General features: G+C 33.7%; 10 protein-coding genes. All 10 read right to left on the bottom strand.

Going from position 1 to position 13,799, the window contains the following annotated elements; genetic code table 11:
- Window positions 1–54 precede the first annotated feature (54 nt).
- The 10 genes from LDP15_RS03130 to LDP15_RS03085 all read right to left on the bottom strand — a co-directional run bounded on the left by LDP15_RS03130 (window position 55) and on the right by LDP15_RS03085 (window position 13,733).
- Complete coding sequence (locus LDP15_RS03130; RefSeq protein WP_015426526.1) at window positions 55–2,232, bottom strand: MucBP domain-containing protein; 2,178 nt, start codon at window positions 2,230–2,232, stop codon at window positions 55–57.
- 299 nt (window positions 2,233–2,531) lie between these two features.
- A complete protein-coding gene (locus tag LDP15_RS03125; RefSeq protein WP_042230413.1) occupies window positions 2,532–4,106 on the bottom strand; it encodes a zinc ABC transporter substrate-binding protein AdcA in 1,575 nt (524 codons plus the stop codon).
- A 241-nt stretch (window positions 4,107–4,347) separates the two neighbouring features.
- Window positions 4,348–4,743: a hypothetical protein gene (locus tag LDP15_RS03120; protein WP_225513462.1), complete on the bottom strand. Its 396-nt coding sequence runs from the start codon at window positions 4,741–4,743 to the stop codon at window positions 4,348–4,350.
- Window positions 4,744–4,769: 26 nt separating this feature from the next.
- Complete coding sequence (locus LDP15_RS03115; protein WP_080619324.1) at window positions 4,770–6,518, bottom strand: metallophosphoesterase; 1,749 nt, start codon at window positions 6,516–6,518, stop codon at window positions 4,770–4,772.
- A 203-nt stretch (window positions 6,519–6,721) separates the two neighbouring features.
- On the bottom strand, window positions 6,722–8,014 hold the full coding sequence (locus LDP15_RS03110; protein WP_042230416.1) for a hypothetical protein: 1,293 nt from the start codon (window positions 8,012–8,014) through the stop codon (window positions 6,722–6,724).
- Between the two features lie 120 nt (window positions 8,015–8,134).
- Window positions 8,135–10,129: an AguA protein gene (locus tag LDP15_RS03105; RefSeq protein WP_015426530.1), complete on the bottom strand. Its 1,995-nt coding sequence runs from the start codon at window positions 10,127–10,129 to the stop codon at window positions 8,135–8,137.
- A gap of 28 nt (window positions 10,130–10,157) precedes the next feature.
- Entirely contained in the window at window positions 10,158–10,784 is a 627-nt protein-coding gene (locus LDP15_RS03100; RefSeq protein WP_015426531.1) for a polysaccharide deacetylase family protein, read from the bottom strand.
- 12 nt (window positions 10,785–10,796) lie between these two features.
- Entirely contained in the window at window positions 10,797–11,930 is a 1,134-nt protein-coding gene (locus tag LDP15_RS03095) for a glycosyl hydrolase family 8 (RefSeq protein ID WP_015426532.1), read from the bottom strand.
- A gap of 1 nt (window position 11,931) precedes the next feature.
- Window positions 11,932–12,774 carry a carbohydrate ABC transporter permease gene (locus tag LDP15_RS03090; protein ID WP_370632358.1) on the bottom strand — a complete coding sequence of 281 codons (843 nt, stop codon included), beginning with the start codon at window positions 12,772–12,774 and terminating at the stop codon, window positions 11,932–11,934.
- Between the two features lie 14 nt (window positions 12,775–12,788).
- Window positions 12,789–13,733, bottom strand: a complete 945-nt coding sequence (locus tag LDP15_RS03085; protein WP_015426534.1) for a carbohydrate ABC transporter permease — start codon at window positions 13,731–13,733, stop codon at window positions 12,789–12,791.
- Window positions 13,734–13,799: the final 66 nt, after the last annotated feature.

Below are 13,799 nucleotides of genomic sequence, written 5' to 3'. Positions count from 1 at the left end.
TATCAATATTAATTAAAAAAGAGCTAAGAAAACAAAGCTCTTATAAAATAATTGTTATAATTTATCTACTTTTCTAAATCGAATAAATAGCACAAGTGAACCAAGTATAAGTAAGAAAGAACCAAACAAAGTAATTTTTTTCATTCCTTGTTCTTTATCACCTGTTTCAGGTAGATTCTTTTCTTTAGAAGTTACAACTGATTCTTTATCTTTAACAGTCTTAGACCCTTTCGTTGTTTCATTCTCCCTAGAGTCTGGATTTACATTATTTTTATCACTAGAATCTGGAATAACTTCTTCTGGTTTATTAGGATTAGTATTTTTCTTATAAACGTAAGTCACTGTTTGAGGGATATTAGTATATTGACCAGTGGTATTACCAATTATATTTTTAAAGCTATAACCAGTTAGTTCTTTCTTTTCTGTATGATAAGTTTCACCAATATTCCCTGTCTGAATAACATCACCGAAAAGTGATTTACCCTCAGTATCTATATATTTAACTGTTACTTGACCAAGTATCTTGGCATTCTTCTCATAAACATAAGTCACTGTTTGAGGGCTATTAGTATATTGGCCAGAGGCATTACCAATTATATTCTTGAAAGTATAACCAGTTAGTTCTTTCTTTTCTGTATGATAAGTTTCACCAATATTCCCTGTCTGAATAACATCACCGAAAAGTGCCTTACCATCTGTATCTATATACTTGACCGTCACTTGACCAAGTAACTTAGCATTTTTCTGATAAATATAAGTTACTGTTTGAGGACTATCCGTAAATTTACCGGTTGCATCACCATCCACTTTAATTAAAGAGTATCCTTGGAAACTTAGTTCTTTTGAATTATAGGTTGCTCCTACATAGCCATTTAAAAGCTCTGACGGTGCTAGTTCTTGACCATTTTCATCTTGATACTTAACTGTGACTGGGGCCCCATCATCAACGACATCAAATTGATGTAAATAAGTACCTGAGGATATTGCATAAAACGTATAGCCATCGGGAACTGCATACGTTCCTGCTGGGTTATTTAAACGAGCATTATACTCAAAAGATTTTATTCCTTGATATTCTTCAGGACTAACTGAATTGATAGTGATTCCATTGTCATCTATTTGCAAACGACTGGCTGGAAGTTGAGTTCCATTAAAATCAAAATAAGTATTACTGGCAGAGTTTGAAGTTGAAAAAGGTGGAATATAACCATCAAAATTCGTCATTCGATTAGGCATCATTGAAAATGGAATATAAACACTTTGCTCATCTTCATTATATTTCAAGCTCGATCTTGTCACCGTAGTTGGAGGATCATTTCTTCCAGTATTTTGGCCAAATGCTGCCAAGTCAGACATTATTGGAAAATCTTTGATGACAGTAAAATCTGTGATTCCACAAAATTGAACACTAAGACTCTTTAGATTCGGAAGAACTTTTAATGGCTCAATGTTTGTAATATTCATATTACTATCCATATAAAGTCTTACTAAAGCTTTTAAATTAACAATTTTTGCTAATACAGAATTATCCACACTAGTCCCACCAATTGACAAATTTGTCAAACCCTGACTTGCTGTAAGATTTGGAAAGTTATCGCTGGTTAATGAACTAGTTTGTAGGGTAACAAATGTCAGTTTGGTTAATGATTCTAATGGTGTAAAATCTGTGATTTTGTTATTGACATTAATATAAATTGATGAAAGATTAGTTGCATGTTCAAGTCCAACTAGGCTATAAATATCTACTGAATTTAAAGTTAAATTCGTTAATTTATCCATATCTGTCTGAGTCAGTTCAGCAGTCGTTGCAAGCCCTAAAGTTGATAAAATTGTTTGTTTTAAATTTGGGTCTGGTACAGAGATTGTAGAACTTGCTGCTGCTTTTGGTTCAGCAACCGTTGTTGAGGCAACTACTTCCTCTTTTTGCGCCAATTTTTTTGAATCAGAAGTCAGACTTTCAGAAGGCGCTAAGCTAGTAGTAGAAGAACTTTCTGGTAAGGAAATCGTTGAATTATTTTGGTTTTGATCATTAGTAGAGGATTCCACCGTTTGACTTTCAGATGTAGTTTCAGAAGCATCTTTTTGACTTGTTGGTGCTGTTTGTTCAGTTTCTGTTTCTGTTTCAGTTGCCGAGACACTTAAGGGTGTTAAGGCCAATGGTAAAGACAAACAAAACAGCATAAGATAAAGACTACTCTTATGTTTCCATTTATTTAAATGTATCTTTTTCATAATAACTCCTTGTGTAATGTTTAAGTTACAGCTTATCACACAAGCGTTTTCATGTCAATGCATTTCAAAACTGTTAAAACATATATATTTCAATACTATTTTAGACTATTCATTACATTTAGTACTTCTACCGTTATTAACTTTATCTATTGTTCACTTTACCCCTTTTATTCTTAATGGTAAACAAATTAATTAATTTATTGCAATTTCTAATTTGTAGTAAAAAAAAGTTTCTCAGTTTGCTCTGAAAAACTTTTTTACGATTTAATAACATTTAATTATCTTTATATTACGCGTTACTAATGTGCAATCATTTCTTGAGCAATCTCAAAGCCCGTCAACTTTTTCGGATAATAAGTTGGCCAATTTTCTAATTCAGATAAAACTTTTTCTTGGCTCTCTCCACCATGGAAAATATGAAAATGACTTGTCTTTACGGGGCTAATATTATGATCACTAAATTGAACATATTTAAATTCACCAGCTTTGGGATCATTTGATTCAAATAAATAGCGAACCCCACGGTTTCCTTTACTATAGTTTAGAATTTTGAAACCTTTATATTGATATGTATAGCTCTCTTTTACTCCATTTTTAACGAAACTCATCGTTTTATCATCTATTAAAATTTGGTCAACATCCGTTTTATAACCCTTTGTGTAATAATCCTTATAGTCAGCAGCTGACATTTCCTTATTAAGTTTTGATTTAAGCTCAAACACTTGGTCTAATGTTCCTTTTTCCAAGAGAGGATAGACTGATTGCCAATTTCCACTATAATCACTTAAGGAACGGTTTTTCACATCAGCATCATAAAAATAACCATTGGCAACCGTTTTCACTTCATTACTTTTATCTTCTGCTTGAATTTCGTTTCCTTCTGTTTCTGTTGTTTTCTTAAGTGCTATTAAATTTTGTTCCATAACTTTGATATAATTCCCGCCTACTGAAAGTTCTTTCTTCGTCAAACTTTCTAATGGATTAAGCACCTCAACGTTTACTTTTGCTTCTTTGGCGAGTGTTTTGGCAAATTTATCATTAGCATTTTTTTCAAAATAAATATACTGAATACTATTAGCTTCAACATATTTTTTTAATTCCCCCAATCTTTTAGCTGAAGGCTCTTTGTCAGGATTTAAACCTGCAATAGACACTTGATTAAGACCATAGTCCAATGCTAAATAGCGGAAAGCAGCATGTTGAGTCACAAAATTTTTCTGCTTAGCATCTTTTAGTTCTTCACTGTATTTTTGATCAAGTTTACTTAATTTTTTAACATATTTTTCAGCATTTTCACTGAAAAGATTAGCTTGTTTAGGATAGAGTTTTTTTAATTGAGCTTCAATTATCTTTACTTCTTTAATCGCCATCTTTGGTGAAAGCCAAGTATGTGGATCATACTCATGATGATGATCACTTTCGTTTTCTGAGTGTTCATGCTCATCATCAGAACCTGGAAGTAAAACAATTTCTCTTGTTCCTTCGATGATCTTGGGCGATTTTTCTCCCAAAGTATTTTTCATCTTTTCTACCCAAGTTTCCATATTATCATTATGATAAACAAAAAGATCTGATTGATTAATTTTCAACATATCTTTTGCTGAAGGCTCATAATCATGAGGCTCTGTACCTGCTGGTACTAATAGTGATACTTCTCCGGTCTCACCCACAACATTCTTTGTGAATTCATAAACGGGATAAAAAGTGGTAACAACTGATAGTTTTGAACTGGCGTTTTTTTCATTTTCTTTTGAATTTGTATTCTGACAAGCAGCTAAAAATATTAAAGCCACTAATCCTAAACATACACTAATAATCCGTTTTTTCTTATACTTGATTAAGTTCACTCTTAAAATCCTCCTAAAAATAATCATCTTTACTCATTTACTCTAGAGATAAATATCAAACCAGTTAGTAGTTGATTAACCGGTTAACTTTATAGTCAAAAAAACATTTAATTTCCTATTAAATTTCACTTTTCAAAAAACACCTCCTTATATAGTTAACCAGTTAAGTATATCTAAAGTTTTATAATTTGTCAACTGGTTAAGTAATTTAAGTTTACTAAAAAAAGACTTAATTACAAAGTCTTTTTAGATTATTCATTTAATTTCCTCATTGACCTGAAAGCACCTTTTTCAAATTTTGATTGATTACAGAGGTATCTTCAGGATGTTGATTGACTAATTCATTAGATTTAAAGATTGCGTCAGATTCAGGTGATTGAACTGCCTGTTTGATATGCGGATCACTTATCGAATTAATGTAATCTAATTCATCTTGCCACGCCTTTTTTAATTGAACATAGTATATATTTTCTGAGCTTTGTTGCCTACTACTGCTACTCAGTTCTGTTGAACTATCTTGTTTGGTTTGAGTCTCTTTGGAAGACTCTTTTATCAATTTTGTCGTACTTTGACTGCTATCTTTTGATGAACTATTGGTCTTACTGCAAGCCGTAACTGTAAAAAGTATGAGTAGTGAAAGTATCCCAATAAAAAATTTTTTCATTCATCCTTCTCCTAATAAAGATTTTATTAATTTTTATCTTCCTTAAGTCCTAAAAGTTTCTCCATATTCGTATCAGGTAACAATTTTGCGAGCTCAAATCCTGTATTAATTTTTGAATAAATAGAACAAACTACAAAGATATTTTTGTTAGAAAATTTGACCATTTTTGATTGACCTGATGAGGCTGGAATGTGATGGTGGCCATGAATGGCTCCAATAATATTAAAATCTTTGAATAAATCTAATATCCCTCTATGAGCACATTTATAAGATTTGTTATAGGAGCTGCTCTTGGGTGAAAGCATACTTAATTCATTAAATAATGGCGCGTGAGAAACAACTACTGTTGGAATTTGTTTATCTTGAGCAAGAAGTCTTTTCAGTTCAATAGCAATAAAATTTTGCAGTTCTTTCTTTCGCTTCGCAAGAGCCACTGGTATAGTTAAGCCAATATAACGCACCCCCTCATAAATCACCGATTCATTATTTAATATCTTCATTTTGGGATAATTTTGCACTAACTCCTCTTTTATGAGTTCATAAAAGGAATTATCCCCTATTGGTAATTTTGGCCATGCCTGATCTGGGTCTAAAACTAAATCCTTAAACCATTCTTTTTCTCTAAAATCATCCCATTTACTTTTAGAAAAAATCTTTTGTTCTGAAAGAATATCTGCTAGCTCATGATTTCCAATAACATAAATACCTTGTATTTTTGAATCCAAAACTACAGAATCAGAAATATTTCCTACTAAAATATTGAAGTCAGGATTAGAGAAAGGAAGTTTTCCATCCTGACTATCAATATCTGAAATAACATTAATTTTATTATTATTTTCAGTAGAATGAACATTTTCAAAGTACTGCTCAAGGTCTTTCGGATTTTGACTATGTGCAACATAATTTTTCCGTAAATTCCTCAATTGATTACCCACATTTGATTTCAGTAGTGGTTTGGTCACCACTTCTTTAATAGGTTCAGCAATTTGAATGTTTTCAATTTCTACTTTAAGTGGGGCAGGAAGATTTTCTAAACCAACTTTCAAATCTGACTGACTTGAAAGTACTAAATTCTTACTTTGATCAAGATAAACTGATTCTTTCGATTGTTCATGCTCAGAATCAAGCAAATGAACAGTTTTACCATCCGTTGAAATCGGTAAATTCTGTGTCACTTCAACAACAAATTTCAAGTATTCGGCTAAATAAGGCGAAATTCCAGTTTTTATATTTTCACTATGTAAGAATTTACCTGCCAAATTAGCAGAAAGAGGGCCCGTTTCGTCATGTTGCATCATCCTTCCCAAGACTTGCATTTCAAACAAAGGGTCCATAAAAATTTGTTGATAATCCTGCTTTACTTCATTGGAATCAAGTGCAACTCTTTGTCCTGTTAATTGAAAAATAGATAAAGCCAAATATTTTTTTAGATTATTTTCATGACTTTCAATATATTTTCTTGTTTCATTCGGATGCAAGATTGCTTGAATAGAGGCTTTCTGTATATAATTTCTTCCTGTATCATAAGGAATTGCAGAGTAGATTAAATCCCCCTTACTCTCAATTGCTAAAGATTTGTGATTTAGATTATAAACTAATTGAAAATACTGACTCTGATAAATAACTTTATTGACTGAACGACGACGATTTTCTGGATAAAGTTCAAATCGACCTTCTAATAAATTTTGACCGATTTCAAGATTATTTTGTTTAATTTCTATCGCAGTTTCTACGGTTTCTTTTCGCTCTTTAGAAATTTCATTTTTAGCCTTCAAGTCATCTAAACCCTTCTATTTTTTAACTAACCTTAATAAATTTAACTCTTTACCATCAGTAAAATTTTATTAGATTTAATTAAAGATCATGTCCTGTTTTTATCTAAATCCATTATATCAGATAAGCCATTTAAAAATGAATAAATAAGAGACTTCAAAAATTGTTGAAGTCTCTTGTTTATTTTTTAGGAAACTTTTTAAACTCAAACACTACCATTAAAGAAGATATAGGCAATACAATTAGTAATACCGATTTCTTCTTCTGTTGTTTTACCTTGTCCTTGACTGACAGTAAATGTACCCGAACTATGTGGGCTATCAGGAATTTTTGTTACACTTCCATTAACCTGCATTCCATCTGTAAAATCAATTTTCCAACCATGATTACCAGTATAGCTAACACTAGCAATATTATCACCTAATGGCCCAGTAAATTGAACTTGAAAATGTCCCATATCTTGTTGAGAAAAGACAAACTTATTCCCCTTACCATCCGCTCCTGAAGTTGGAAATCCTCTATATCCTAATGATAAATCGCCTGTTTCGGGTGGAATAGTATATTCTAACGCCTCATTTGATTTTTCAAACCAATGTAGTTTATAACTAATCTGGTTTTTGGATGTGTTTAAAACATCAAGAGTCACGCTATTGCTAGTTCCATCAGTATTTACAAATCTGGAACCAAGTTCAACACCTCCTGCACCACCTCCAATATCCATTTTAAACGAAGCTGGAACAACATTTGTTTTAGTAATTTGTGGTTCACTTTCTGATTTAATTCCACTGATTTGATTTGGTTCAAGACTATCTTTGAATCGATTATAAATTGCTGAATCACTCATAGTTTCTTTGGTTTCCCAAGTTAATTCTGACCAACTCATTCCAGAATTAACTTGACTCATATTAACAACTTGTAAACTATAATTGTTATTTTCTTTTATTATTCGTACCGCATTTTGACTCACTTTAACAATATCATCAAGGCTTTGGACTCCGTTAGTCCCCATATTTACAATATATGTTATGTTTTCATTCCCATCAAATACAACATACTTCCCTTGAGAATTCTGTATCCAAGCCGCAAAGTACGGTAATTTTTGTTCCTTATTTAAAGTCTGCCATGAAGAACTTACTGTAGATGAAGAGGATTTTATTTGACTTTCACTAGGCTTAATTTCGCTTGTCTGACTGGTTTTAGAATTACCAAAACTTTTTAATTCTTCTTTAGGAGAAGGTTTGTAGAAAAAAACTAATTCTACAATAAAAAAAGCAATGATAAGTAGTACCACTAATGAACTACTGATAATTACTATTTTATTTGAAAAAAAACGTCTCACTTTCTGTGGACTTATCTCAACTGGAGAAGAAAATGCCTCTTCAACTGTCTCCTCATTTTGAAATTCATTATTCTTTAAGGCTTCTGAATATTCTTCCAAAGTTGGCGTTCTTTTATGCGTTAGTTCAAAATAGTCTTTCCATTCTTCTTTTGTAGCCATTGTTACTCCCATATCATTTTTTATAAACCCAAAGAATAATTATACCACAATCCAAAAAAAGCACTCAAACTTAAACAAAAATAAAATAGCTAGTATATCATACTAGCTATTTTTCTAAAATCATCGATAAATCTCCCGACCTTTTTCATCGGGAATACCTGACATTCGATAAAAATAAGTATTAACTTGATCTCGCCAATTTCTGGCATTTTCTAATTGTAGCTTCAAGCGTTCAAGCACATTATTATATGTCAGCTCATCAATTTCTCCAATTAATGTCTGCCAACTTTTAAGATAAGACTCTACTCGCTCAAAGCCTTCAAAATGCTGGTCATAAATAGTCTGAATCAATGTTTTTCCACTTTTTAAAAGTTGTCCATATTCGACATAATGGAAAAAGAGTAGAATTTCATCTGGAGTTTGACTTTTATCTTCAAAAATCTTGGATACTTCCGGGGTATAAAGGCTCGCATAACCAGTTCCTGTCGCACTTGTTCGATCTATTCCAAGACCATTGCGGTCAGCAAAATGATAGGCTCCCCAACGATCATATTCATAACCATTGACGGAAGGGCCATAGTGATAATGAGGAAGCATCATTGAACCCACACCAAGCGGTGCATTGTAGAGTTCATATGTTCGATTAGAATCAATCATGAGCTCAAAAATTTCTTTTCGTACCTCTTCTTTTACTTCTGGAAAAGATAATGCAATCCATTCTTGCAAAATCTCAGCTGCTGTCAAATCATTGGCCCAACCCATTCGACCAAAACCATAAAAATTTGCTTGGGCTAGCTTGTTTCCACACCAATTTTCATCCATTCCCACGTTACCAATGGCAACAAAACCTGAGTTTATCGCTATAGGAGAATTCGCTCTGATTGTGTCTTTTGGTAGACCATAGTTATCAAAATGAATCATTTCCAACCATTGAGGAAGAACATAGTTCAAGTCAATTTGATGTCCTAAATACTCGGCCGTGATTTGAAATTCCATTAATTGATTAGTTTTTTTAAGTGCCCCAAACAAGGGCATCAAAGGTTCCCTCACTCCAAAATCAATGGGACCAAATTTAATCTGTAAAATCACATTGTCTGCAAAATCACCATCAAGGGGCATAAAGTTTTCATAAGCTGCTTTAGCTCGGTCATTCTTACGATTCCGCCAGTCCGTTTGCGAATTATATACAAAAGTTCGCCAAATAACAAATCCTCCATATTTTTCAAAAGGCTTAGCAAGCATATTGGCTCCGTCCGCATGATTTCGGCCATATTGATAAGGACCAGGTTCACCCTCAGAGTCTGCTTTAACAACAAAACCACCAAAATCTGGAATGACATTATAGATATGGTCAATAGTTTGTTGCCACCATTCAGATACTTTTTCATCCAAGGGATCTGACGTTTTTAGCCCACCAATTAATTTTGGTGCTGCCCAATTAATAGCTAAGAAGGTCTTGAGACCAAAAGTCGCAAAAATTCTAGCAATCTCACCTACTTTTTCAATGTAAGGCGAGATAATCAGGTTTGTTCCCAAATCTCTAACATTCACATTATTTAGTGAAATTGCGTTAATTCCAATGGAAGCAAGAAAGCGAGCGTACATTTCTAAGCGCGTGAAATCATTACGAAAAATATCTGTTCCGATATCTTTGACAGCAAAGGATCCTGTGTCTGTGTTATCATTTGAACCGAAGCGACCAAAGAAAATAGACTCACCAGCATAACCACGCTCAATAGTACCATCCACTTGGTCCCAGTGATTTATCATCCGCAAAGCTTGATTAGGTGCTGATTTTTCAGATAATTTGGGCCCTGTTAGTTTTAAACGCAAATAAGCATAAAATCCATAAAGCAAACCAACTGACGAAGCACCAATAATCTCATTTTCTCTGATTTCATAAGCTTCTAAATTATCATCCAGATCACTTTTTACTGACAAGACCACTGTTGCTTTTGACTTTTCTCCTGTCAGTTGACAGCCTAACCATTCACTGATTTCTGAGCGCAAACGAAGCGTAATTTTATCTTCAAACGCCACATCAACATAAAAAATCTCCTCGAACAGCCGTTCTTTCAAGACTGAAGACTTCAGCCACATTTCATCAATCATCATTTTCTCCCTTTCTTATCTAGACTTACAGTCAAATACCTTTAAAACCAACTTTTTCTCGTTTATCCCTTGAGTAGTAGATATAAGCTTCATCATTAAGTTGAGTCCCCAAAAGCTCAGGAAGCGATTTAAAAGTAAACTCCTCTTCTTGTAAGTAATCTAAAATAGCAGACAAAGCAAAAACATCAGCTTCTTGAAAATCATGCATCAAGACAATATCGCCATCTTTAGCATTATGGATAGCTTCAAAACATTTAGCAGGATCACCATGATTCCAACTCATTGTATCCAAAGACCAACAGATTAACGGACGATTAATGAGAGATAAAGTATGAGCATCACAATCCCCAAATGGTGGACGAACAAAATCAAAAGTCATACCTGTCAGTCGGTAAAAGAGGTCATCTGTCCTTTTTATCTCAGACAAAACTTCTTCTTCCGATAAGTCAGTCAAATGAGGATGACTATATGTATGATTTCCAAAAGTAAAAAGATCATTTTCTACCGCTGCTTTCATAATTTCAGGATAATCTGCCATATGCTCACCCCAGATCATGAAAGCCGCTGGAATTTGTCGCTTAATGAGTTCATCATGCACCCAAAGCGTCCTTGCTCCCCAAGGTCCATCATCAAAAGTTAAGGCAATTTCTTTTTTCACTCTTTTCTCCTTTCATGACCATTCTTTTTGATAATATCCAGATAAAGCAAGAAGAGCAAAAAAGTAAAGCAGATTATCATAATAACGATACTTCCCTCTTCTAAGCTTCAAATTCCAGAAGTATTTGAGATATTTCAAAGATAAAGCGGAATCAAACTCATTGGTGACAAGTGAGGCTTGAGCTAAAGTTGACCAAAGACCAAGCGGATGATGAACTTTTAGCGGTGGAAAACCTTCCACGGTCTGTTCTTCTTTCCTTAAAGGCTGACCATCAATTTTAAAAACAGGAATTTCTTCATCATTTTCAAGATAAGGCTCAAAGAATTTTTGGATATTTACGGTAATCTGGGCTTGTCCAATCTCTTGGTGCTCCCAAAGCCAATCTAAACCAATATTAGCAACCGTCCGATAAGCATCACTAAAGAAAGTCCAATGACCATCAATATCATAAGGTTCCCCCTCATAATCCGCATATTCTGGTGTCAATCCAGTCTTAGCATTTGCTGATTTAAGCCAAAACTTACGAGCTTCTTCTTCAGCTTTGAGAAAGAAAGGCGAGTCTTCTGGATTGCCATATTTGGCATAAAGTTGATAGAAATGTGGTAAATGATAAGAAGGGTCAGTCATATGAAGATGAGCCACAAACTTAATATAGGTATTTTCCGGTTCAAACATAGGATAGCCATCGTGATTTTCCCCTTTATGAACCATTGCGTGAAGTAAAGCTCTCGCTTCATCACCATATTCTTTGATTTTCCATCTCTTTTCAGCCAGTAATAATGCTGCCGCAAAATATTCTTCCCCATCTGGAGCTGGACCGTCACTATTAGCCTGACCATCAGGTGCACAAGACCAGATAAAATATCCCTCGTTTTCATGACCTTTAGGTACTGTCATATAGGTTTTCACCCATTTCCATAACCGAGAAAACATTTTTGGTTTGTCCAACTGCAAAGCAATCATCATCCCATAAGACATTCCTTCGGTTCTGACATCATCATTGCCCGTATCCACAATATATGCCATATCATCTTCTTCAAAATAAATACGTTCAGGAGACTCTTGTCCAAAGAGCGTTTCAAAGACATTTTCCAGTTTTTTATCTATTTCTTCTTTTGGTGCAACTTTCAGTAATAAGTTTTCCATGTTACCCCTTAACACCTCCTGCATTTCCACCACCTATAATAAAGCGTGAAAGAAGTAAGTAAGCGAGAATAGTAGGCGCAATTGCAATCGAAACGCCGACATATACTGCTCCCCATTCTACGACGTGACCACCACCACCATTTGCGGTTAATACCTGTATTTGCATCGGTAATGTATATAGTTTTTGATTAGTAATCAAAATTAATGGCATCATAAAGTTATTCCAAGAGGAAATAAAGCCAAAAATACCCATTGTTGCTAAACCCGGTTTCATCATCGGAAGCATAATTCTATGGAAAATTTTCAACTCGCTGGCACCATCTAATCTCGCTGAATCAGCATAATCTTTGTTATAAACAGTACTCATATATTCACAAAGGAAAAAGATGGATGCTGGCGCACATATTGCAGGTAAAATTAATGGAATATAATTATCAAGTAAATTTAACTGAATCATGAATTTATAAAACCCAATCATTGACACTTGCCCCGGTATCATAATCAAAGCAATTATAAAACCATAGATTATTTTCTTTCCTTTAAAATCATAAGCCGTTAGTGCATAAGCTGATAAAGCTGAAAAATAAACAGAAATAGCTGTGGACGTAATGGAAATAAAAGCTGAATTTCCCATTCCTTGCCACATATTCATCCCATAACCTTTTAATATTTGTAAATTATGAGCCAAAGAACTTCCTGGTAAAAGCGACACACCTGAAGTAATTTGAACTAGAGAGCGCGTGGAATTCACTAACATATAAATAAATGGAATTAAACTTAATAAAGTCAGAATTCCAAAAAAGATGTAAATCAATGTTCGACGTGCTCTTAATTGCTTACTCATACTTTTAGGTTCCATTATTCTTCACCTCCAATATTTACTCTTTCTCTAAATCCACGGAACATAAGAATAGAAACAACAGCGGAAATAATCAATAAAAGTACAGAGGCTGCTGAAGCTAAGCCATAATTACGATAAGCAAAGGCTTGATTATAAATAAAGATGGACAGAGTATAAACTCCATTTTGTGGGCCACCTTGGGTCATAATAAAAGGAATATCAAAGACCTGCAAACCACCAATAAAACTGGTAACAAAGGTATAAAGTACAATTGGTCTCAGCAAGGGCAAAGTGATTCGTCTAAATATTTGACCATCACTAGCTCCATCAATTCGAGCTGCTTCAAAGAGTCCCTCATCTATTGATGTAATTCCTGCAATATAAACAATCGAGGTTTGACCATACCACATCCAAAATTGAATGAAGATTACAATCCCTCTTGTCCCCCAAACCGATTGAAAGAAATTAAAAGGATGATTAATGAGATGCAAATTTTGTAAGAGTAGATTTGCAAGACCTGTTGGATAGCCAAATATCCCACCAAATAAGGCTGCAATAGAAGCTGCCATTATCATGTTTGGTAAATAAAATACTGTTTTAAAAAAGCCACTTCCTTTTAAATTTAGTTTTCTATTCGTCCACCAAGCTGCTAAAATTAAAGCTAAAAGCACTTGTGGAATAAAAGTAAAAATCCAAAGCATTACTGAGTTACCCAATGCTTTCATAAAAAGCGGAGTGCTTGTCAGTAATGTTATAAAGTTCTGTAAACCAACATTAGTCGCATCTGAAAAAGATTGCCAGCCATTCATACTGGTAAAACTAATCGCAATTGAATAAATCATTGGATAAAGTGTAAAAAGTAAAAATCCCACAAAAAATGGAATTAAGAAATAATAACCAAAACGATTATATTTCTCGAAATTTGATTTTTTCTTTCGAACACTCTTTTTAGTGTTTTCCATTTTATCTCCTTACTATAAAAAGAGAAGCAAACATAGTCCTTGCTTCTCTTATGTTTTCTAAATTTA

The sequence above is a fragment of the Lactococcus sp. SK2-659 genome, assembly GCF_020218185.2.
GTDB lineage: Bacteria > Bacillota > Bacilli > Lactobacillales > Streptococcaceae > Lactococcus > Lactococcus lactis.
Note: the sequence above shows the minus strand (reverse complement) of the source record. Positions and strands in the feature narration are given on the sequence as shown.